This is a genomic window from Actinacidiphila sp. bgisy144, from assembly GCF_057708105.1.
Map to the genome: position 1 here is coordinate 1 of NZ_JBYIRM010000005.1, position 22,376 is coordinate 22,376.

At 70.8% G+C, this 22,376-nt stretch carries 15 protein-coding genes; 3 read left to right on the forward strand and 12 right to left on the reverse strand.

Annotated features, from left to right (window positions below; genetic code table 11):
- Nucleotides 1–2: 2 nt before the first annotated feature.
- The 7 genes from trxA to AC3EVP_RS07380 form a co-directional block, all read right to left on the reverse strand.
- Nucleotides 3–350, reverse strand: a complete 348-nt coding sequence (gene trxA / locus AC3EVP_RS07350; RefSeq protein ID WP_335971794.1) for a thioredoxin — start codon at nucleotides 348–350, stop codon at nucleotides 3–5.
- A gap of 56 nt (nucleotides 351–406) precedes the next feature.
- Nucleotides 407–1,357, reverse strand: coding sequence for a thioredoxin-disulfide reductase (trxB, locus tag AC3EVP_RS07355; protein ID WP_335971792.1), 951 nt, complete (start codon nucleotides 1,355–1,357; stop codon nucleotides 407–409).
- 138 nt (nucleotides 1,358–1,495) lie between these two features.
- Complete coding sequence (locus tag AC3EVP_RS07360; protein WP_435127399.1) at nucleotides 1,496–2,443, reverse strand: anti-sigma factor family protein; 948 nt, start codon at nucleotides 2,441–2,443, stop codon at nucleotides 1,496–1,498.
- A complete protein-coding gene (sigM, locus tag AC3EVP_RS07365) occupies nucleotides 2,440–3,195 on the reverse strand; it encodes an RNA polymerase sigma factor SigM (RefSeq protein WP_435127401.1) in 756 nt (251 codons plus the stop codon). The genes AC3EVP_RS07360 and sigM overlap by 4 nt, the downstream gene beginning before the upstream one ends.
- A gap of 18 nt (nucleotides 3,196–3,213) precedes the next feature.
- Entirely contained in the window at nucleotides 3,214–5,100 is a 1,887-nt protein-coding gene (locus tag AC3EVP_RS07370; RefSeq protein ID WP_435127403.1) for a protein kinase family protein, read from the reverse strand.
- A 138-nt stretch (nucleotides 5,101–5,238) separates the two neighbouring features.
- Nucleotides 5,239–7,767 carry a murein biosynthesis integral membrane protein MurJ gene (gene murJ, locus AC3EVP_RS07375; protein WP_435127405.1) on the reverse strand — a complete coding sequence of 843 codons (2,529 nt, stop codon included), beginning with the start codon at nucleotides 7,765–7,767 and terminating at the stop codon, nucleotides 5,239–5,241.
- 26 nt (nucleotides 7,768–7,793) lie between these two features.
- Nucleotides 7,794–10,151: a DUF6049 family protein gene (locus AC3EVP_RS07380; protein WP_435127407.1), complete on the reverse strand. Its 2,358-nt coding sequence runs from the start codon at nucleotides 10,149–10,151 to the stop codon at nucleotides 7,794–7,796.
- Between the two features lie 203 nt (nucleotides 10,152–10,354).
- On the opposite strand from AC3EVP_RS07380, the gene AC3EVP_RS07385 reads away from it, so the two are divergent.
- On the forward strand, nucleotides 10,355–11,800 hold the full coding sequence (locus tag AC3EVP_RS07385) for a CCA tRNA nucleotidyltransferase (protein ID WP_435127409.1): 1,446 nt from the start codon (nucleotides 10,355–10,357) through the stop codon (nucleotides 11,798–11,800).
- 174 nt (nucleotides 11,801–11,974) lie between these two features.
- Here AC3EVP_RS07385 and AC3EVP_RS07390 read toward each other — a convergent pair whose 3' ends face one another.
- The 3 genes from AC3EVP_RS07390 to AC3EVP_RS07400 form a co-directional block, all read right to left on the reverse strand.
- A complete protein-coding gene (locus AC3EVP_RS07390) occupies nucleotides 11,975–13,297 on the reverse strand; it encodes an MFS transporter (RefSeq protein WP_435127411.1) in 1,323 nt (440 codons plus the stop codon).
- Between the two features lie 162 nt (nucleotides 13,298–13,459).
- A complete protein-coding gene (locus AC3EVP_RS07395; RefSeq protein ID WP_435127413.1) occupies nucleotides 13,460–14,542 on the reverse strand; it encodes an inositol-3-phosphate synthase in 1,083 nt (360 codons plus the stop codon).
- Between the two features lie 72 nt (nucleotides 14,543–14,614).
- Nucleotides 14,615–15,205, reverse strand: coding sequence for a PadR family transcriptional regulator (locus tag AC3EVP_RS07400; RefSeq protein WP_335971772.1), 591 nt, complete (start codon nucleotides 15,203–15,205; stop codon nucleotides 14,615–14,617).
- A gap of 359 nt (nucleotides 15,206–15,564) precedes the next feature.
- On the opposite strand from AC3EVP_RS07400, the gene AC3EVP_RS07405 reads away from it, so the two are divergent.
- Entirely contained in the window at nucleotides 15,565–18,333 is a 2,769-nt protein-coding gene (locus AC3EVP_RS07405) for a transglycosylase domain-containing protein (protein ID WP_435127416.1), read from the forward strand.
- Between the two features lie 138 nt (nucleotides 18,334–18,471).
- The gene (locus AC3EVP_RS07410) at nucleotides 18,472–19,986 is read left to right on the forward strand and encodes a glycosyltransferase family 87 protein (RefSeq protein WP_435127418.1); all 1,515 of its coding nucleotides are present in this window, start codon (nucleotides 18,472–18,474) and stop codon (nucleotides 19,984–19,986) included.
- Nucleotides 19,987–20,088: 102 nt separating this feature from the next.
- Here AC3EVP_RS07410 and AC3EVP_RS07415 read toward each other — a convergent pair whose 3' ends face one another.
- The gene (locus AC3EVP_RS07415) at nucleotides 20,089–21,129 is read right to left on the reverse strand and encodes an alanine racemase (protein WP_335971767.1); all 1,041 of its coding nucleotides are present in this window, start codon (nucleotides 21,127–21,129) and stop codon (nucleotides 20,089–20,091) included.
- 63 nt (nucleotides 21,130–21,192) lie between these two features.
- Entirely contained in the window at nucleotides 21,193–22,314 is a 1,122-nt protein-coding gene (locus AC3EVP_RS07420; RefSeq protein WP_435127420.1) for a lipid II:glycine glycyltransferase FemX, read from the reverse strand.
- Nucleotides 22,315–22,376 lie beyond the last annotated feature (62 nt).

Consider the following 22,376-nt stretch of genomic DNA (forward strand, 5'->3'; position numbering starts at 1 on the left):
GGTCAGCCGATGAAGTCGGACAGGTCCTTCACCAGGGCGCCCTTCGGCTTGGCGCCGACGATGGTCTTGACGACCTCGCCGCCCTTGTAGACGTTGAGCGTCGGGATCGACATGACGCCGTACTTGGCGGCCGTCACCGGGTTCTCGTCGATGTTGAGCTTCACGATGGTGATGGCGTCCGCGTGCTCCGCGGCGATCGCCTCGAGCGACGGGGCGATCTGGCGGCACGGGCCGCACCACTCGGCCCAGAAGTCGACCAGCACGGGCTTGTCGCTGGCGAGGACCTCCTGCGCGAAGGTTGCGTCGGTCACGGGCTTGGGCTTGGTGCTGCCCGCGGTGTTCTCGGCCACGGTGGGCCTCCTCAGTTTCGGGTGCGGATGGAGGGTCAGAAAGCGCTGACGCGAGGTCAGGCGGTCTTCTCGGCGTCGGAGAGCGCGGCGAGGTAGCGCTCGGCGTCCAGCGCGGCCGAACAGCCGGTGCCGGCCGCGGTGATCGCCTGACGGTAGGTGTGGTCCACCACGTCGCCCGCGGCGAAGACCCCGGGGACGTTGGTGCGGGTGGTCGGCGACTGGACGGTGAGGTACCCCTCGGCGTCCAGGTCGAGCACGCCCTTGAACAGCTCGGTCCGCGGGTCGTGGCCGATCGCGATGAACAGCCCGGTGACCGGCAGCTCGGAGGTCTCGCCGGTCTTCGTGTTCCGCAGCGTCAGGCCCGCGAGCTTGCCCTCGCCCTTGATCTCCTTCACCTCGCTGTCCCAGACGAAGGAGATCTTCGGGTCGGCGAACGCCCGCTCCTGCATCGCCTTGGACGCCCGCAGGGTGTCCCGGCGGTGCACGATCTTCACCGACGACGCGAACCGCGAGAGGAAGGTCGCTTCCTCGATCGCGGTGTCGCCACCGCCGATGACGGCGATCTCCTGGTCGCGGAAGAAGAAGCCGTCGCAGGTGGCACACCATGAGACGCCGCGGCCGGAGAGCTGGTCCTCGTTGGGTAGGTTCAGCTTGCGGTGCTGCGAACCGGTGGTCACGATGACCGCCCGTGCCCGGTGGACCGTCCCGGCCGAGTCGGTGACCGTCTTGATGTCACCGCTGAAGTCGACTGCGACGATGTCGTCCGGGATCAGCTCCGCGCCGAACCGCTCGGCCTGGGCCCGCATGTTGTCCATCAGGTCGGGTCCGAGGATGCCGTCCCGGAACCCGGGGAAGTTCTCCACCTCGGTGGTGTTCATGAGCGCTCCACCCGCGGTCACGGAGCCTTCGAAGACCAGCGGGTTGAGAGAGGCACGCGCCGTGTAGAGCGCCGCGGTGTAACCCGCGGGCCCTGAGCCGATGATGATCACATTACGGACGTCGGTCACGGATGTCTTCCTCGTCTCTGCGAACTGCTGCGGGGCCCTGGCTGGACTCTCGTCCTGCCTAACGGATACTACGGGCCGCGCATTCCCCTGTCGGTACGCCGCTCGTGCGCGCCCTCGGGGCCGGGGCGGAGGCGCCCCCTAGCGTCGCGGGTAGGTGCTCTGGAAGAGCACGGTGCCCGGACTGCCGGCCGAACACGAGGCATCGACGACATACGCGTCCACCTGGCTGCTGTCGGCCGGGTGCGGCAGCACCACGAGATAGGACGCGGTGCCCTGGAAGCGGTCGGCGCCGACCGCCAACGGCGTCTCGCTCCGCTGTGTGGCCTTGAGCACGCAGGAGGGCGCGTCGGTCCCGTTCTGGTCCTGCTTCTGCCCGTGGCTCGGTGTGCGCGTCTCCGGACCGGTGCCGTTCCCCTCGATCATCGGGGTGTTGCCGAGATCGGGTGCCACGGTCGTGCCGCCGTCACCGCCGGCGGCGCGGTTCGGCGAGTAGGGCGTGGCGAGCAATTGCCGCACCTGCTCCTCGATCGACCCCGACACCTGAGCGGAGGCCACCCGCCGGGCATCGGACGTGCTGGAACCCTCGCTTGACGAGCTTCCGGCCGACACCACGCCGTAGACGACGCCGCCGAGCACCACTGCACCGGCCGCCAAGCCGGCCGCAAGCACGATGCTCCGGCGCCGTGTCCGGCCGGCCCGTCCGGGACCCGTGCCCGCGGCAGGACGACCGTCCGGGGCCGCGGGGAAGGTCGACGTTCCACGTGGAACACGACTCGCCCCACCCGCCGATGTTCCACGTGGAACATCGCGCTGGGGAACGTCGGCGGCGCCGCTTTCGGCCGCCGCCTCGACGACCAGTGCCGCGTCGATGCGGGCAGCCACGTCCGCAGGCATGGGCTCGGGTGCCGGAAGCTCCCCGAGCAGCCCGCTGATCTCGGTGAGGGCGGTCAGCACGTCGGCGCAGGTCGGGCAGCCCGCCAGATGCCGACGGACCTGTGCCGCCTGCTCCGGTGGAAGCAGGTCTTCGGTCAGGTCGGAGATCTCCGCGACCTCGGGATGTCCCCCGTTCTCGGGTGCCGATGTCATCGGTGTCCACCTCCGTCCTGCGTCGAGCCTGTCGGTGGGACGGCTGTCCCCTCCGCCCGGTTCCGTCCGCTCCCCGCGGCGGACCGCGGCCCGGGTGGGCGGTCGACGGGCGGACCGTCCGCGGCGGACCGGTCACCCGCGACGGACGCGGCCGGCGACGGCGGCTGTGCCGCCCCGGCCCGCAGATGGCTCAGGAGCGGCAGCAGCCTGGCCCGGCCGCGGGCACAGCGGCTCTTCACGGTGCCGACCGGTACGTCCAGGACTGCGGCGGCCTCGGCGACGGGATAACCCTGCATGTCGACGAGAACCAGGGCGGCGCGCTGCTCCACCGGGAGGGTGGCGAGCGCCGCCAGCAACTCACGGTGCAGCTCACCGCGCTCCGCCGGTGCCTCCGCGGACTCGTGCGGCTCGAGGAGAGCGTCGAGGTGCTGCTCGTCCGCGACCGGCGACGTACGGCGGGAGGCGGCCCGGCGCACCCGGTCCAGGCAGGCGTTCACGGTGATGCGGTGCAGCCAGGTGGTGACGGCCGACTGGCCCCGGAAGGTGTGGGCGGAGCGGAAGGCGGACACCAGGGCGTCCTGGACCGCGTCAGCGGCTTCCTCCCGGTCCCCCAGGGTGCGCAGGGCGACCGCCCAGAGCCGGTCCCGGTGACGCCGTACCAGCTCCCCGAAGGCGTCGGGATCGCCCGCGACATGACGGGCCAGAAGCTCGGCGTCACCGAGCGCGCTTCCCTCCACCGCAGGCCCCCTCATCCGCCGACCGTCGAGTGATCAGCTGCCCGTGACGTGGACCTCGGACACCTGGCCGCGGAAGTGGCCGTCCGAGGTGGGCGGCAGTGCGGTGAGCCAGACCAGCAGGAAGCGGGCGGACACCTTGCTGCTCGGGGTGAGCGTCACCTCGGTGCCGCTCCCACTGGCGACCTTGCTGAAGGCGCTGAAGTCGGTCGGCATCGTAGAAGTCGACGCGGGCGCCGCCATCAGGTCCACCGACGTCTGCCCGAGGAAGTCCACCTTCACGTTGCTGACGTTCTTGGTGCTGCCCAGGTCCAGGATGAGCCCCACCCCGGACTTGAGGTTCCCGAAGTGCGCGTCGGTGTACCAGCTGGTCTCCCAGGAGGTCGACGCCTTGCCGTCGTAGGCGAACTTGACCGAGTCCGGGTTCTCGCTGCCGTCCGAGCCGAACGGGTCGTAGTCCTTGGCCGTGGCGATGGTGAGCGGTCCGGCGGTCGGTCCTGTCTGCGCCTGGCCGCCCTTCTGGCTGGTGGGCGTGGGAGTGGCGGAGCCGCCCTCCCGGGACTGGAGGGTGTCCGCGAGCTGCCAGCTGCCCAGGCCGATGGCGACGATCAGCAGCGCGGCCACGGCCCACTTGAGCGCCTGCCCGGTGCGGCCGGGCAGTGCGGGCGGCGGTCCGGCCGGCACCGGCGCCTGGCGGGGGGCACGGGGGCCCGGCGGTGCGGGGGGCCGCTGGAGCGCCGCCACACCGTAGGCCGGCGAGGGCTGCTCCGGCGGCCGGACACGCGGCAGGCCCGCGACGGCCTTGGCCAGCTCCTCGGGGGTCGTGCAGGGCGGCTCCTCGCGGGAGGCGGTGGCACCGTCGTTGGCGAGGGCGCGCATCGCGATCTCCGACAGGCCGCGGTGGACGCCGGCCCGGACCTGGTCCGGCGCGATCAGCCCGACGCCCTTGGGCAGGCCGGTCAGGCCGTGCTCGTCCTCCTCGTAGGGCCAGCGCTGGGTCAGCGCGGCGTACAGCAGCGCGCCGATCGCCTCGGTGTCCTGCCGGCGCGGCTGGTCCGAGGTGATGCCGCGCAGGGCGGCCGCGACGGCGAGGCCGCGGATGCGGTACTGGCCGGATACCGTGCGCAGCACCGCGCCGGGGTCGAGCCGCAGGTGCGACAGGCCCTCGCGGTGGGCGGCCGCCATGCCCTGGGAGACCTGGCTGACCATCTGGTAGGCCTCGTGGGCCTCCAGCGGGCCGGTCCTGAGCAGGTCGGCCAGCGAGGTGGCGTCGGGCAGCCACTCGTGGATCACGTAGACGAGGTCGTTGTCCTCGACGGCGTCGAGGACCTGGACGAAGCGGGGGTCGCCGAGTAGCGCGGCGGAGCGGGCCGCGGCCATCACCGGGCGGGCCTGCGGGTGGTCGGCGGGCAGCACATGCACCCCGACCGCCCGGCGCAGCTTCTCGTCGACCGCGCGCCAGCTGCTGAAGCCGTCGACCCGGGTCACGCACTCGGCGAGCTGGTAGCGGCGGGCGAGCTTGTGGCCGCTGTGCAGATCGGGGGCGGCGATCCGGGGCTTGGCAGGGGTCGGTGCGGGCGCGGACGGCGCGTCCGCGGTCTTGGTGGCAGCCTTGGTCGCACTGCCGGCGGCGAGATGCCGGGCCGGTTCGGCCGGCTCGGACGCTTCGGCGGCTTCAGGTTCGTCGTCGGCCGCGGCGTCGAACTGCACGGTGTCCTGCGCTGTGCTCTCGCTCGGCGGCCCCGCGATCGGTTCGACGGCGGGCTTGGTGTCGGGCTGCTCCTGGGCTGTGGTGTCCTCGGCGGTGCCGCTGGTCTGCTCGTCCGTCGTGGTGCCGTCGGGAGTGCCGCCCTGCCGGGCGGAGGATGAAGCCTCGCCGCCCTCGTTGGCCACTCCGACGGCGGCCGTGCTCCGATCCGCCACCGTCGTTCCTGCCTCCCCATCCATTGCACGTTCTCACGTCACGCCGATGACAATTGTGCCCGCACTCCGGCTCTCTGCACGACACACAGTCCACCGAGAAGGTTGTGCGGGAGGGAAGAGGAACGCCCATCCGGTCCGTCAGCGGCCCAGACGGCCGCGCACCATCCCGATCATCGCGGTCATCTCCTCGATCCTCATCCGCTTCGCCGCGATCACGAACACGCCCATCATCAGCCCGCCGCCGACGACGAGGGCGGCCAGCGAGCCGGCCGCGCCCCCGCCGAGCGCCTTGAGGATGACGATCACCGCGATCCCCGCCAGCACCGCCGCAGGCAGGCAGGCGCCGGCCAGCCGGGCGTAGGTGCGCATCACCCTTCTCCCGTCCAGGTCGCCCTGCAGCCGGGCCCGCAGCCGCTTGGCGGCCACCCCGACCCCGACCGCGTACGCGAGGCCGTAGGAGAAGGCCATGCCGACCACGGCCCAGCGGGTGGGCAGCACCAGGAAGGCGACGACGGAGGCGAGCGCGTTCACCGCGGCCACCACCACCGTGTTGTAGAAGGGGGTGCGGGTGTCCTCGAAGGCGTAGAACCCGCGCAGGATCACGTACTGGGCCGAGAACGGGATCAGCCCGACGCCGAACGCCATGACGGTGAAGCCGATGTTGCGGGCGGACTCGGCACCGGTGCTGGCGTACAGCAGGCCGCACATCGGCACGCCCAGCGCCAGGAACGCGAAGCCGGCGGGCACGATCGCCACCGCCGAGGTCCGCAGGCCGTAGGAGATGTCGTCGCGGACCGACGCGATGTCGCCGTCGGCCGCCGCCCGGGAGATCCGCGGCAGCACCGCCGCCATCACCGAGACGGTGATGATGGCCTGCGGCATCTGCCAGATCAGCAGGGCGTTGTTGTAGGCGGTGATGCCGGTGCCCTGGTAGCCGCTCTTGTCGGCGTCCGCGCCCGCCCAGGTGGCGAGCTCGGTGACGACGATCAGGCCCGCCTGGTTGGCCAGCACGAAGAAGAACGTCCACTTGGCGAGCTTGGCGGTGTGTCCCAGGCCGTGGCCGCGCCAGTCGAAGCGCGGCCGGAACTTGAAGCCCGCGTCCCTCAGGTACGGCAGCATCGACACCGACTGGACCACCAGGCCCAGCAGCGTGCCCAGGCCGAGGAGCCGGACGCCCTGCGACGTGATCGTGCCGGAGTCCATCCGCGTGCTGCTGAAGGGGCCGTAGACCCAGATGAACATCACGAAGGTGAAGATCACCACGACGTTGTTGAGCACGGGGGTCCACATCATGGCCCCGAACCGGCCGCGGGCATTGAGCACCTGGCCCATCACCACGTGGACGCCCATGAAGAAGATCGTCGGCAGGCAGTAGCGGGCGAAGGCGATCGCCACGTCGTACGAGTCCGGGTTCTGCGCGATCTTCGGGGACATCAGCTTGATCAGCAGCGGCGCCCCGGCCACCGTGACGGCCACGATGCCGCCCAGCGCCACCATGACGACGGTCAGCAGCCGGTTGGCGTACGCCGAGCCGCCGTCCGCGTCGTTCTTCATCGCGCGGGCCAGCTGCGGCACGAAGACGGAGTTCAGGCCGCCGCCGATGGTGAGGATGTAGATCATCGTCGGCAGCGTGTTGGCGACCGCGTACGAGTCGCCGAGGGTGGCCACGCCGATCGCGGCGGCGATGACCAGGGTGCGCACGAAGCCGGTCACCCGGGAGACGAGGGTGCCCGCGGCCATGAGCGCGCTGGACTTGAGGATGTTGCCGGCCTTGCCGCCGGTGGCGGCGGGCGCGACGACGGGGATCGGGCCGGTGGCGTCGCGCGGCGGCATCTGCATGGTGCCGTCCGCGGGGGCGCCGGCCGGCGCCCCCGCGGGCACGGGCTGCCCGGGCTGCGGCTGGTACGCCGGGGCGTACCGGGGATCGGCCTGCCGCGGATCGGCGTATCCGGCCCCGGTGCCCTGGCCGTACTGCGTGGGGCCCGGCTGCTGGGGGTCGGCGTAGCCCTGCTGCCCGTAGGGGTGGTCGCCCTGGTAGGTCGTCGGCTGGCCGTACGGCTGCTCCTCGTACCCGGGCTGGGCGTAGCCGGCGGCCTCGCCCGGGGCCTGCGGGTAGCCGTAGGACTGGTCGTAGCCCGGCTGCTGGGGCTGCTGGTAGTAGCCCTGCGGGTCCTGCGGCTGCTGGTACGCCTGCTGGTAGCCCTGGCCCTGCTGCTGCGGGTCCTGCTGCGCGGGGTAGCCGCCCTGCTGCTGGTCGCGGAAGAGGTGCTCGTAGGAGTCGAAGACGGGGAGCGCGCCGGTCTGCCCGAGGTCGTCGACGTAGAGCGAGGCGGGGTTGTCGCCGTAGGTCATCGGCTGGTAGCCGGCCGGCTGCCACTGCTGGCCGCCGTGCTGCTGCTGCGCCTGCGGGTTGTACGGGTACTGCTGCTGGTGCTGCTGCGGGGCCGCCGGCCGGCCGTACTGGTCGTACTGGCCGTACTGGTCGTAGAACTGGTCGCCGGAGGGGCCGGGCCCCGCGGGGCCCGGCTGGGGGTACTGCTGCTGCGGGTACGGCTGCTGGTAGGCGTAACCGTCCTGCGCATAGGGATCGGGTGGCGCGGGGTGCTGGCCGGGCGTGTGAGGCATCTGGCCCGCAGCGTCGCGGTCACCGTCGTACGGCGCGTTCATCAGTGCCCCACCTTATTGTCCGCTGGCTACCCGTCCACTTTCTCACCTGCCGGGGACGGCTCGGTGCTGTCCTGGCCGGTGTCAGCTGCAGGGTCACCCGGGTGCTCGGGGCCGGTGCCGTCGGTGTCACCACCGTCGTCGCCGTCCGCTCCGCCGCCGGTGCCGCCGTTCGCGCCGCCTTCGGCGGCCGCGTGCCGCTTGCGCTGACGATAGATCCGTACCCCGGCGAGCACCAGGAGCAGCAGACCGGCCGCGATGATCAGCATCACCAGGTCGGTGACGTTGGTGAGCTGGACCTTGAAGTCCACGGTGTCGCCGTACAGCGCGCCGCTCTGGGTGTAGAGGTGTGCGGTGATCTGCGCCGGACCGTTGGCGCTCGCCGTGGTCTGGAACTTCAGGGTACGGGTATGGCCGCCGTCGATGGTGATCGGCTGCTGGGGGTCCTTGATCTTGAGCCGGATGTTGGAGTTCGAGCTGAGCCGCAGCACCAGGCCGTTGATCTGCTGCCCCAGCTCGTTCTTCACGGTCACCGGGATGGTGCCGCTGCGTCCGGAGAGCGTGAGGTCGGACTTCTGCAGGATGTGGACCGAGCCGATCAGGTCGGTGAGATAGGTGCCGACCGAGTCGCGGTACGCCTTCTCCCCGGAAGCGTCGCCGCGCCACCCGGTGGAGGTCGCCCGCAGCATCGCGTTGCGGAACGGCACGGTCACGCGGTCCTTGATGGTGAGGATCACCACGAAGTCGTTGAGGTTGACCTGGACCTGGTGCAGCTGCCGGAACGCGTCGGTGGGCAGCTCCTGCTTGCGCAGCGACTTCGGGTAGGAGCTCGACGAGGGCACCTTGTGGTTGGCCCGCGGGTCGGCGGTCGCCTTCACCGCGCTGCCGTAGTCGGACGAGTCGGCCCACTGGCTGCCGTCCGCCGCGTCGATCGCGGTCGCCATCGCCTTGGCCTGCGCGATGCTCGGCGTCCGCTGCGGCGCCACCACGATGCTGCGCTGGGTGTCCGGCGCCTCCAGGGTGATCAGCAGGCTCTGCGCGAGGTAGTCCTGCACCGCGAGGGTGGAGTTCTGCTGCGTGCCCATGTCGCCGTCGAAGGCCGTGGACAGCGCCGCGTCGGTGTTCACCGCGGTGGTGCCGCTCCCGATCGAGCGGGCCGAGGTCGGGGTGTAGTCGAGGCTCGCGTGCTCCCGCAGGGAGTCGTTGCGGGTGATGATCTGCTTCGCTCCGGAGGAGCGCGCCACGGACACCACGGACGAGTCGATCGCGCCGTCGACCGGCCAGGCCACGTTGGTGACGGACTGCACACCGAGGATGAGGTCGACCGTGGTCTTGCCGAGCGCGGTGCCGGTCTTCACCAGGTCGAGGTCGCTGGTCGTGCCCTTGGCGTGGTGGGCGAGCGAGGCGATGTCCGGGTCGCCGAACGGCAGCGCCACCACCTGGTGTCCCGCGACCGCCGACTTGAGTGAGTTCAGCCACTGCTTGGCGACCGCCGAGCCGGTGCCCTGGGTGGGGTTGGTGACGTCGCCGCCGGAACCGGCCACCCGGTAGGGCTTCGTCATCGCCTCGACGGTGGCCAGCAGGTCCGGGTCGACGACCCAGGTGACCGGCAGGGTGCTGCCGAGCTTGACCATCTGGCCGAGCCGACCGCCGGGCTTCAGCTCCTTCACCAGGTCGTCGTCGGTGAAGATCGGGCTCTGCTGGGAGTCGCTGTCGCCGCGCGGGTCGATGTGCGGCCGGTCGGTCAGCGGCCACAGGTTGGTGAGCTTGGTCGCCTTGGCGCCGCCGCTGTTGCCGTACCAGGGCAGGAAGATCCGCTTGATGCCGACGACGTGGTCGGCGGCCACGTCGGCGTTCTGGCCGTCCAGGGCGATGCCGACGACGTACACGCCCCCGGAGTCGCCGAAGTAGAGGGCGCTCACCGGGATCTTCATGGTGAACGGCGCGCTCTGCCCGGGCGCCAGGTCCGGCATGTCGACCTGGTGGCCGTTGATGTCCTTGCCGTCCAGGGCGACGTCGAAGCCGGTCCTGGACTCCTCGCTCTCCAGCGCGCTGCGCGTGTGCACCGCGCCGCCGGGCGCCACGTGGGCGGCCATCCGCGCGTCGGTGATCTTGGACTTGCCGTTGTTCACGACGGTGCCGCTCACCGTGATCGTGCTGCCCGAGGTCGGGATGCGCGGGCTCAGGTCGTCGATGGTCACCGCGGCCGCACGTGAGCCGGTGGCGGCCGTCGCGGCGAGTTCCGGGACGGCGTGCGAGGCGGTGGCTCCCACGGCCTGCAGCAGGCCCGTGAGGAGCGCGGCTCCGGCAAGCAGTGCTGTGCCCCGCAGCCACCGCCGGCGCGGTGCCGTCGGAGCCCTACCGGCTGCCTGTGCCGCCTCGCCCACGCGCTCGCCCGTCCCTTGTTCGTCGTCTGCCGGTGAGTGCCACCGGTCGGTCGTCCGTATGTGTTGTGCGTCCTGCGGAAGTGCGTGGTGGCATGTTAACGATCGCGGGGGTGTCCAAGTGCCCGGCGTCCGCCACAGATAGGCCACAGCTCCCGGGAAACCGGCGCGCGGGCGCCCGCCCGGGCCCCGTACCCTTTGACGTTGTGCCGAACGTCAGCAATGCCGCCCAGTCCCCGCAGGCCCACCACCGCGTCGAGCCGGTGGCCGAAGAGCTCGGCGGGCTGTTCAGCGCCGCCGGCTTCCAGCTCGCCCTCGTCGGCGGCTCGGTCCGGGACACCCTGCTGGGTCGGCTCGGCAACGACCTGGACTTCACCACGGACGCCCGGCCCGAGCAGGTGCTGAAGATCCTGCGGCCGTGGGCGGACGCGGTGTGGGAGGTCGGTATCGCCTTCGGCACGGTCGGCGCCCGCAAGGACGTGCCCGCCGCCGGGGACGGCCGTCCCCGGAGCTTCCAGATCGAGGTCACCACCTACCGGTCGGAGGTGTACGACCGGACCTCGCGCAAGCCGGAGGTGTCCTACGGCGACACCATCGAGGAGGACCTGGTCCGTCGGGACTTCACGGTGAACGCCATGGCCGTGGCGCTGCCCGAGACCCGGTTCGTCGACCCCCACCACGGCCTGGACGACCTGGCCGCACGGGTGCTGCGCACACCGGGCACCCCCGAGTCGTCGTTCTCCGACGACCCGCTGCGGATGCTGCGGGCCGCCCGGTTCGCCGCGCAGCTCGACTTCGAGGTGGCCCCCGAGGTGGTCGCCGCGATGACGGCGATGGCCGACCGCATCACGATCGTCTCCGCGGAGCGGGTCCGGGACGAGCTGAACAAGCTGCTGCTGTCCGACCACCCCCGCAAGGGCCTGCGGCTGCTGGTGGACACCGGCCTCGCCGACCAGGTGCTGCCCGAGCTGTCGGCACTGCGGCTGGAGCGTGACGAGCACTTCCGGCACAAGGACGTCTACGAGCACACCCTGACGGTGCTGGAGCAGGCGATCGACCTGGAGACCGACGGCCCCGACCTGGTGCTGCGGCTGGCCGCACTGCTGCACGACATCGGCAAGCCCCGTACCCGGCGCTTCGAGCCGGACGGCCGGGTCTCCTTCCACCACCACGAGGTGGTGGGCGCGAAGATGACCAAGTCCCGGATGACGAAGCTCAAGTACCCCAACGAGCTGGTGAAGGACGTCTCCCGGCTGGTCGAGCTGCACCTGCGCTTCCACGGCTACGGCAGCGGTGAGTGGACCGACTCGGCCGTGCGCCGCTACGTGCGCGACGCCGGCCCGCTGCTGGAGCGGCTGCACAAGCTGACCCGTTCCGACTGCACGACCCGCAACAAGCGCAAGGCGGCGGCGCTGGCCCGCACGTATGACGGGCTGGAGGCGCGCATCGCGGAGCTGCAGGAGCAGGAGGAGCTGGACGCGATCCGGCCGGATCTGGACGGCAACCAGATCATGGCGATCCTCGGGGTGCCGCCCGGGCCGGTGGTCGGGAGGGCGTACCAGCACCTGCTGGAGCTGCGGCTGGAGAACGGCCCGCTCGGCGAGGACGCGGCCGTGGCGGCGCTCAAGGAGTGGTGGGCGGCGCAGGGCTGATCCCTTGCGCGGCCGACGGCCGGCGGCTGCGGCCGGCGGCCGCAGTGGACGACAGGCCGCAAGCATCCGACGGGTCGATGTTCCACGTGGAACATCGACCCGTTTTCACGCCTCCCTGCGGTGCCGCCTGCCGCCTGCCGCCTGCCGCCCTGCCTCGCGCCGCGCCCCCGCGCCTCAGCCGCTCTCCTCCGCTTCATGTTCCACGTGGAACATCACCGGCCGATGCTGCCGATGTTCCACGTGGAACATCGCATAGCCGACCGACGCGTAGATCAGGGCCAGGGCGACCACCAGCGCCGGTGACCGGCCGTCCGACGGCAGGATCAGCGCGGAGATCGCGGCGGCGCCGACGAAGGCGACGTTGAACGCCACGTCGTACAGCGAGAAGACCCGGCCGCGGTAGGTGTCGTCGACGTGGGTCTGTACGACCGTGTCCGTGGCGATCTTCGCGCCCTGTGTGGTGATCCCGAGCGCGAAGGCGGCCACCATCATCGGGGCCCGGGTGAACGGCAGCGCCAGCGGCGGCAGCAGGACCGCGGAGGCGGCCGAGCAGAGGGTGATCCACCGGCTGGTGCCGAACCGGACGGTCGCCCAGGGGGTGATGGCCGCGGCGACGAGGAAGCCGGCGGCGGACAGGCCGAGCGCGGCACCGAGCAGTGCCAGACCGGCGTCGCTGTCGGACGGGTCGGACCAGGCGTAGCGGCAGAGCATCAGCAGCGTGACGGTCAGGGCGCCGTAGCAGAACCGCATCGCCGTCATCGCGGAGAGCGCCGAGCGGGCGGCCGGTCGCCGCCGCAGGTGCCCCAGCCCCGCGGCGAGGCCGCGCGCGGTGCCGGCGAGTTCGGCGAGCACCCGGGTCCGGCCGCTGCGGAGGTCCGGGCCGAGCAGGTCGCGGCCGAGGGTGAGTGCGGACAGGCCCGCGCACAGGTAGAGCGCGGCGGCCAGCAATACGGTGGCCGCGTCGGCGCCCGCTCCCGCGGCGTGGAAGAGGTGCACCACGAACGCGGCGCCGCCGCCCACCGCGGCGGCGAGCGTGCCCGCTGTGGGGGACAGGGAGTTCGCCGTCACCAGGCGCTCGCCGTCCACCACCCGCGGCAGCGCGGCGGACAGTCCGGCGAGTACGAACCGGTTGACGCCGGTGACCGACAGGGCGGACAGGTAGAAGAGCCAGTCCGGCACATGGAGCAGGATCAGCCCGGCGGTGCCGCAGGACAGCACGGCCCGCAGCGCGTTGCAGTACAGCAGCACCTGGCGCCGCCGCCAGCGGTCGAGCAGCACACCGGTGAACGGGCCGAGTAGCGAGTACGGCAGCAGCAGTACCGCCATCGCGGAGGCGACCGCCCCGGGCGACGCCTGCTTCTCGGGCGAGAAGACCACGTAGGCGGCCAGCGCGACCTGGAAGACGCCGTCGGAGAGTTGCGACAGCAGCCGTACCGCCAGCAGCCGCCGGAAGTCCGGCAGCCGCAGCAGCACCCGAAGGTCACGCAGAACACCCATGTGCACACCTTCACACGACGGACAGAGCCCCGGGGACGTGCCCCGGGGCTCTGCTCAGTCGATCGGGTCGGTCCACCGACCGTCACATCGTCGTCCCACCGGCCACCGTTTCAGCGTGCACTGCTGCCGGACGGTGGCCGGCGGTACGGACCGGACGGGGTGTCAGCGCTCGACCTCGCCGCGGATGAACTTCTCGACGTTCTCGCGGGCCTGGTCGTCGAAGTACTGCACCGGCGGGGACTTCATGAAGTACGAGGACGCCGACAGGATCGGGCCGCCGATGCCGCGGTCCTTGGCGATCTTCGCGGCGCGCAGCGCGTCGATGATGACGCCGGCGGAGTTCGGGGAGTCCCAGACCTCGAGCTTGTACTCCAGGTTCAGCGGGACGTCGCCGAACGCGCGGCCCTCGAGGCGGACGTACGCCCACTTGCGGTCGTCGAGCCACTGGACGTAGTCGGACGGGCCGATGTGCACGTTCTTGGCGCCGAGGTCGCGGTCGGGGATCTGCGAGGTGACGGCCTGCGTCTTGGAGATCTTCTTGGACTCCAGGCGCTCGCGCTCGAGCATGTTCTTGAAGTCCATGTTGCCGCCGACGTTCAGCTGCATGGTGCGCTCCAGGACCACACCGCGGTCCTCGAAGAGCTTCGCCAGCACGCGGTGCGTGATGGTGGCGCCCACCTGGGACTTGATGTCGTCGCCGACGATCGGCACACCGGCCTCGGTGAACTTGTCCGCCCACTCCTTGGTGCCCGCGATGAAGACCGGGAGGGCGTTGACGAAGGCGACCTTGGCGTCGATGGCGCACTGGGCGTAGAACTTCGCCGCGTCCTCGGAGCCGACCGGCAGGTAGCAGACCAGGACGTCGACCTTGCGGTCCTTGAGGATCTGGACGACGTCGACCGGGGTCTCGTCGGACTCCTCGATGGTCTCGCGGTAGTACTTGCCGAGACCGTCGAGGGTGTGGCCGCGCTGGACCGACACGCCCGTCTGCGGGACGTCGGCGATCTTGATGGTGTTGTTCTCGCTGGCGCCGATGGCGTCGGCGAGGTCGAGGCCGACCTTCTTCGCGTCCACGTCGAAGGCGGCGACGAACTCGACGTCACGCACGTGGTACTCACCGAACTGCACGTGCATGAGACCAGGCACCTTGCTGTCCGGTTCGGCGTCCTTGTAGTACTCGACACCCTGCACCAGCGAGGTGGCGCAGTTGCCCACGCCGACAATGGCTACGCGGACCGAACCCATACCGGTTGCTCCTTGTGAAATAGTCACGCGGTTCCCCGATCCCGGGTCGGCCGCCGTTCTCTTGGTTGTTGTCTAGACGTCCCGCTCGGAGGCCGGGCGCTCCACGCGTCCGGCCCGCTCGGTCTCGATCAGCTCGTTGAGCCACCGGACCTCGCGCTCGACCGATTCCATGCCGTGCCGCTGGAGCTCGAGCGTGTAGTCGTCGAGCCGCTCGCGGGTGCGGGCCAGTGACCCGCGCATCTTCTCCAGGCGCTCTTCCAGGCGGCTGCGCCGCCCTTCGAGCACCCGCATCCGGACGTCCTTCGACGTCTGGCCGAAGAAGGCGAACCGGGCGGCGAAGTGCTCGTCCTCCCAGGCGTCCGGGCCGGAGTTGGAGAGCAGCTCCTCGAAGTGCTCCTTGCCCGCGGCCGTCAGCCGGTAGACGATCTTCGCTCGGCGGCCGGCGAGGGGCGCGGTCAGCGGGTCGCCGTCCAGCGCGGATTCCTCGATCAGCCACCCCTGGGCGACCAGCAGCTTCAGACACGGGTACAACGTCCCGTAGCTGAAGGCGCGGAACACCCCGAGCGATGTGTTGAGCCGCTTGCGCAGCTCGTAGCCGTGCATCGGGGACTCACGCAGCAGACCGAGAACCGCGAACTCGAGGATTCCGGAGCGCTTGCTCAATCCCTCGTCCCCTCGTCTCCCGATCGGATGTGCTGCGTGTGTGTCGACCCGATGTATCGAGCCGATACATCGTGACGATAGAACGGGCCGAGACATCATGCAAGGCGGGTTACGGTGACCGGCGTCACATCGGCAAACCTGTGAGCAGCCAACTGCCCGATATGTGACGAACGTTCGCGCCGAGCGGCATTTGACCGTGCGTACTCTGTTCGCCATGCGGAGCACCGGGAACCCCGCGGCGTCAGGACGCGTCATGATCCTTGGTGCAGTGCGGCCCGATCCAGCCGCGCGCAGGGGGACCCGACCGGAATGTCACCGATGCCTTCAGGCGATCCCGCCTGTCGAGGAGTAGCTGTTCAATGAGCGAGCACCGTCGCAAGCCGCCGCAGTCGCCGTCAGGCGGCCGTGCTGCCGCCCGGCGCGGGGGACAGCAGCCGCCGACGCCCCCTCCCCCGGGTGGCAGGCGCGCCGCTGGAGGGCCCCCGCCCGGAGACACCCCGCAGGCCGGCGGTGCGTACTCCTCGTCGTCGCCGTCCGGCGGCGTGGGCGGCGGCGTGGGCGGCGGCGACGAGCCGCAGCAGCCGTACGAGGGGCGCGCGGCCGCCCGCCGGGCCGCTCAGGGACGCGGCAAGGGCGGCCGGCGCCGTGCGGCACCCGGTGGCGGCGCCGCGGCCGGCAGTGCGAGCGGCCCCGGCGGGCGCGGCGGCCGCCGCCCGGGCAAGAAGCGGTTCATCGACTACCCCCGCTACGGCAAGGTGGGGTGGCGCCACTGGATGCCGTCCTGGCGCCAGGTCGCGGCCCTGTGCGTGGGCTTCGTCGGCGGGCTGGTCGGGCTGATCGGGATCGCGTACGCCATGGTGAGCGTGCCCAACGAGAACCTCGCCGCCCAGGCGCAGAACAACGTCTACTACTGGGCCGACGGCAGCCAAATGATTGCGACCGGCGGTGAGGTCAACCGCCAGAACATCACGATCGACGAGATCCCCCAGGCGATGCAGAACGCGGTGATCGCCGGCGAGAACAAGACCTTCGAGACCGACCGCGGCATCGACCCCAAGGGCATCGCCCGCGCACTGGTCAACATGGCCAAGGGCGGCGAGACCCAGGGCGGCTCGACCATCACCCAGCAGTACGTGAAGAACACCCGGCTCGACCAGCAGCAGACCCTCAGCCGGAAGTTCAAGGAACTCTTCATCTCGATCAAGGTCGGGGCGACGATGAAGAAGTCCGAGATCATGGAGGGCTACCTCAACACCTCCTACTTCGGCCGCGGCGCCTACGGCATCCAGGCGGCGGCCCGCACGTACTACGGCGTCGACGCCATCAAGCTCAACCCGAGCCAGTGCGCCTTCCTCGCCGCGCTGCTCAAGGGCCCGACGTACTACGACCCCGCCGGCAACACCAGCATCGACCCGATCGCCACGGCGGCGAGCAACAAGAAAAACTCGATGATCCGGTGGAAGGACATCCTCGACCTCGAGGTCAAGGACAAGCTGATGTCCGCCACCGACCGGGCGAAGTACACCACCTACCCGATGCCCGACCCGGTCAAGCAGAACGCGCAGATGGCCGGGCAGATCGGCTACATGGTCAACCTCGCCAAGAGCTACGTGATCAACAACAAGATCCTCACCGCGGACCAGTTGGCCCAGGGCGGCTACCAGATCCACACCACCTTCCAGAAGAAGAAGGTGGACGCGATGGAAGCCGCGGTCAAGAAGGTGCAGAAGCAGTACATCAAGCCCGGTGGCACCCACGTGGTCAACGGCGAGGACATGGACAAGTACGTCCAGTTCGGCGGCGCCTCGGTGAACCCGTCGGACGGCGCGATCGTGGCCATCTACGGCGGCACCGACGCCACCAAGCACTTCACCAACAACGCGGACGAGACCGGTGCCCAGGTCGGTTCGACGTTCAAGCCGTACGTGCTGGCCGCGGCGATGACCTACGGCGTCCGAGATCCCTCGGGGCCGGCCACCCAGAGTGTGAGCGAACGGACCCTGGTCTCGCCGGACAGCGTCTTCAGCGGTAAGGACAACCAGCTCATCGACGACTACACGGGCAAGCCGTGGGTGGGCTACGACAAGGACAACAAGCCGTTCCAGTGGCGCCAGCCCAACGACGACGGCGACGACTACGGCCGGGTCACCCTGCGCGTGGCCCTCGACAAGTCGCTGAACTCGCCCTACGTCCAGCTCGGCCAGGACGTCGGCACGGACAAGGTGCACGACGCCGCGATCTCCGCCGGACTGGTCGCCGACGCCTCCAACGGCCTGGACGACTACAAGAACAGCGTCACGTACTCCATCGGCACCTCCTCGCCCAGCGCGATCCGGATGGCCGACGGCTACGCCACGTTCGACAACCAGGGCCGGCAGAACGACCCGTACTCGGTGTCCACGGTCGTCCACAACGGCAAGCAGATCTACAAGCACCAGCTCCAGACCAAGGTCGCCTTCTCCCCGACGGTCGCGGACACCATCACCGACATGCTCACCGACGTGGTCAAGAAGGGCACCGGTACCCCCGCGCAGCTGCCCGACGGGCGGCCCGCGGCGGGCAAGACCGGTACCACCGACGACAACAAGTCGGCCTGGTTCGACGGCTACACCCCGCAGCTGTCCACCTCGATCGTGATGTTCCGCCGCGACGACCAGGTGCACAACGGCAAGCAGAACTCCTTCCTCGCGATGTACGGCACCGGTGGCGCCCAGAAGGTGCACGGTGACTCCTTCCCGGCGCAGATCTGGAAGGACTACATGTCCTCCGCGATGGCCGGTCAGCCGAAGAAGGACTTCGAGAAGCCGTCGGAGGAGATCGGCAAGATCATCTACGGCAACGTGTCGAGCCCGACGCCCACGCCGACGATGACCACCCCGCCGACCACCACGATGACCACCCCGCCGACGACACCCCCGACCACCCCGCCCTCGCCGACCGACTCGCCCACGCCGTCGGACACCCCGACCACGCCGTGCACCTCCATCTTCGGCTGCCCGAGTTCGCCCACCACGTCACCGACCACCAGCGACACCGGCGGCGGCAGCAGCACCGGGACGAGCAGCGGCAGTACCAACGGCAACGGGAACGGCGGTACCGGCCGCGGGGGGACCACCAGCACGCAATGACCCACCCGGCTGCGAGGACCCGGCGGTGACGCCGGCACCGAACAGCCGGTGCAGGACCCCGAGAGCCCCCGGGACCGTGACGACCGTGACGGTACCGGGGGCTCTCGCGTACACAGTCCGGTACGGCAGGATGGCGCCATGACGAGCGTGCGCTACCGAGCAGACGACGACCGGCGGCGGGCCGCCGTCCGCCCCACGGACGAGGACCCGGTGGCCGCGGCGGGCAGTGAGCTCATCGGTGGTCCGGCCGGCCGCTGGGCGCTCGCCGGGCACCCCTGGTGGAACCCGCTGCGGATCATGGTGCTCGTGGTGATCGCCATGTTCGCGCTCGGCATGGCGCAGAAAGCGTCCTGCTACTCGGGCGGCTGGTTCCAGCCGCCGCCCGGCGACCTCCAGTACGCGCACGCCTGCTACTCCGACATCCCGCACATGTACACCCAGCGCGGCTTCGGCGCCGACCTGGTGCCGTACTTCGACCGCATCCCCGACACGCTCAGCGGCTCGGCGGACATCCACTACCTCGAGTACCCGGTGCTGACCGGGCTGTTCATGGAGGTGGCCTCCTGGCTGACCCCGCCCGGCTCGGGGCAGCACAGCGCGCAGGTGTTCTGGATCGCCAACTCCGGGATGCTGATGGTCTGCGCGGTCGCGCTGGTGGTGTGCGTGGCCCGCACCAACCGGCGGCGCCCGTGGGACGGCCTGTTCGTCGCCCTGTCCCCCGCGCTCGCGCTGACCGCCACCATCAACTGGGACCTGTTCGCGGTGGCGTTGGCGGCCGGCGGGCTGCTGGCGTGGTCGCGCAGCCGCCCGGGCCTGGCCGGTGTGCTGATCGGGCTGGCCGCCGCCGCGAAGCTCTACCCGGTGCTGCTGCTCGTCGCGCTCTTCCTGCTCTGCCTGCGGGCGGGCCGGATGCGGGAGTTCGGCCGCACCACGGGCGCCGCGATCGCCGCGTGGCTGGTGGTGAACCTGCCGGTGATGGTCCTCGCGCCGCACGGCTGGGCGCAGTTCTACACCTTCAGCAAGGACCGCGGCACGGACTACGGCTCCCTGTGGATGATCGTCCGGGACCGCTCCGGCGACACGCTCGACGGCGTCAACGAGTACGGCATCGCCCTGATGCTGCTGCTGTTCGTGGGCATCGCCGCGCTCGCGCTGTACGCCCCGCGCCGCCCGCGACTGGGCCAGTTGAGCTTCCTGGTGGTCGCCGCCCTGCTGATCAGCAACAAGGTCTACTCGCCGCAGTACGTGCTGTGGCTGCTGCCGCTGGCGGTGCTCGCCCGGCCGCGCTGGCGCGACCTGGCCATCTGGCAGGGCGCGGAGGTGCTGTACTTCCTCGGCATCTGGTACCGGCTGGCGTACCTCAACAGCGCCAAGCACCACGGCCTGACCGCCGACGCGTACCACCTGGCGATCGGCGTGCACCTGCTCGGCGTGCTCTACCTGTGCGCGCTGGTGGTCCGCGACATCCTGCGCCCGGAGTACGACGTGCTGCGGCAGGACGGCTCCGACGACCCGGCCGGCGGGGTGCTGGACGGCGCCGAGGACGTCTTCGTCCTCGGCTCACCCGTGCACGAGCCCCAGCACGCGTCGGTGCCGCCGGTGCCGTACGCCGACGGCGGGCCCCGTCCCGAGGGCGGGCCGTACGGCGGCTGAGCGCCCGTGTGCGGCTCCGGCGGGCCCCGGGGGCGGGGCCCGCCTGGCCCGCGGGGCCGGCCGGGGCCGGTGGGCCGATGAGCCGCTGGGGCCGGCGACGCGTCAGGCGGACTGGCGGTCCACGATGCGGTCGAACTGGGTGGTGGTGTGCCGCAGGTGCGCCACCAGCTCGTCACCGACCGCGGGCGGCGCCACGTCGCTGGGCAGGAACAGGATCGACACCTGCATGTGGGGCGGCTCGGCGAACCACCGCTGCTTGCCCGCCCACACGAACGGCGACAGGTTGCGGTTGACCGTGGCCAGCCCGGCCCGGGCCACGCCCTTGGCGCGCGGCATCAGCCCGTGCACCGCCTTCGGCGCCTCCAGGCCCACCCCGTGCGAGGTGCCGCCCGCGACCACCACCAGATGCCCGTCGGCGGCCGCCCTCTCCTGCCGGTAGCCGTAGCGCTCGCCCTTGGCGATCCGGGTGACGTCCAGGACCGCGCCGCGGTACTCCGTGGCGTCGTGGTCGCCCAGCCACATCAGCGTGCCGATCCGCGCCCGGAACCGGGTCTGCGGGAACTGCTGCTGGAGCGCGGCCAGTTCGGACGCGGTGAGGTGGCTGACGAACATCGTGTGCAGCGGCAGCCGGGCCGCCCGCAGCCGCTCCATCCAGCCGAAGACCTCCTCCACCGCGTCGGTCCCGTCGGTACGGTCCAGCGGCAGGTGGATGGCGAAGCCCTCCAGGCGCACGTCGTCGATCGCGGTGTGCAGCTTGACCAGGTCGTCCTCGGAGACGCCGTGCCGCCGCATCGAGCTCATCACCTCGATCACCACGCGCGCGCCGACCAGGCCGCGCACGCCCTCCACCGAGGAGACCGACCGGATCGCCCGGTCCGGCAGCGGCACCGGCTCCTCGCCGAGCCGGTACGGGGTGAGCACCAGCAGGTCGCCGCCGAAGTAGTCCTTGATCCGGGCGGCTTCGTACGTGGTGCCGACCGCGAGCATGTCGGAGCGCAGCCGGGTCGCCTCGTCGGCGAGCCGTTCGTGGCCGAAGCCGTAGCCGTTCCCCTTGCAGACGGGCACGATGCCCGGGAACTGGTCGACCACGGACCGCTGGTGCGCACGCCAGCGTGTGGTGTCGACGTAGAGGGTGAGCGCCATCGCCTGGTCAGGACCTTTCTTCGGTGCTCCGCCCGGAACCGGTCCGGACGGAGAGTCGGCCGGTCAGCGGCGCGACATGTAGATGTCGAGTGCCTTGTGGAGCAGCTTGTTGAGCGGGAAGTCCCACTCGCCCAAGTATTCGGCAGCCTGGCCGCCGGTGCCCACCTTGAACTGGATCAGGCCGAAGAGATGGTCCTTGTCGTCCAGCGAGTCGCTGATGCCGCGCAGGTCGTAGACGCTGGCGCCCATCGCGTACGCGTCGCGCAGCATGCGCCACTGCATGGCGTTGGACGGGCGGACCTCGCGCTTGTGGTTGGCCGACGCTCCGTAGGAGTACCACACGTGCTGCCCCACGGTCAGCATGGTGGCCGCGGCGACCGCCTCGCCCTCGTGCACGGCCAGGTACAGCCGCATCCGGTTGGGGTCCTCGCCGTTCAGCGTGGTCCACATCCGCTGGAAGTACGACAGCGGGCGCGGCCGGAAGTGGTCGCGGGTGGCGGTGATCTCGTAGAGGCTCTGCCACACCGGCAGGTCGTCGTAGCCGCCCTGGACCACCTGGACGCCGGCCTTCTCGGCCTTCTTGATGTTGCGGCGCCACAGCTGGTTGAAGCCCTTGAGGATGTCGTCCAGCGAGCGGTTCTCCAGCGGCACCTGGTAGACGTAGCGCGGCTGGACGTCACCGAAGCCGGCGCCGCCGTCCTCACCCTGCTGCCAGCCCATCCGGCGCAGCCGGTCGGCGACCTCGAAGGCGCGCGGCTCCACGTAGGTGGCCTCGACGTCGCGCAGCCGCAGGACGTTCGGGTCGGCGATGCCGGACTTGACCGCGCCGGCGTCCCAGCGGCGGATGATCACCGGCGGGCCCATCTTCACGGTGAACGCACCCTGCTGCTTGAGGTGCTTGAGCATCGGCTGCAGCCACTCGTCGAGGTTCGGCGCGTACCAGTTGATCACCGGGCCCTCGGGCAGGTACGCCAGGTACCGCTTCACCTTCGGGAGTTGGCGGTAGAGCACCAGGCCGACACCGACCAACTGCCCGGACGTGTCGTCGAACCAGCCGAGGTTCTCCGAACGCCACTCGTTCTTCACATCGGCCCATGCCGGGACCTGGCAGTGGCTCGCCGAGGGCAGGCTCTGGATGTACGCCAGGTGCTGCTCGCGACTGATGGTCCTCAGGGACAGGCTCATACGGGGCGCTCCCCATGCTCCGACTGCGGGCTTTTGCTGGCCCGAAGCCTACTGCGGGAGGG

Coding starts and splice junctions, on each gene's coding strand:
- AC3EVP_RS07360 (WP_435127399.1), bottom strand. CDS start 2,443: ATGACATCGGCACCCGAGAACGGGGGACATCCCGAGGTCGCGGAGATC.
- sigM (WP_435127401.1), bottom strand. CDS start 3,195: ATGAGGGGGCCTGCGGTGGAGGGAAGCGCGCTCGGTGACGCCGAGCTT.
- murJ (WP_435127405.1), bottom strand. CDS start 7,767: ATGAACGCGCCGTACGACGGTGACCGCGACGCTGCGGGCCAGATGCCT.
- AC3EVP_RS07390 (WP_435127411.1), bottom strand. CDS start 13,297: ATGGGTGTTCTGCGTGACCTTCGGGTGCTGCTGCGGCTGCCGGACTTC.
- AC3EVP_RS07395 (WP_435127413.1), bottom strand. CDS start 14,542: ATGGGTTCGGTCCGCGTAGCCATTGTCGGCGTGGGCAACTGCGCCACC.
- AC3EVP_RS07405 (WP_435127416.1), top strand. CDS start 15,565: ATGAGCGAGCACCGTCGCAAGCCGCCGCAGTCGCCGTCAGGCGGCCGT.
- AC3EVP_RS07410 (WP_435127418.1), top strand. CDS start 18,472: ATGACGAGCGTGCGCTACCGAGCAGACGACGACCGGCGGCGGGCCGCC.
- AC3EVP_RS07415 (WP_335971767.1), bottom strand. CDS start 21,129: ATGGCGCTCACCCTCTACGTCGACACCACACGCTGGCGTGCGCACCAG.
- AC3EVP_RS07420 (WP_435127420.1), bottom strand. CDS start 22,314: ATGAGCCTGTCCCTGAGGACCATCAGTCGCGAGCAGCACCTGGCGTAC.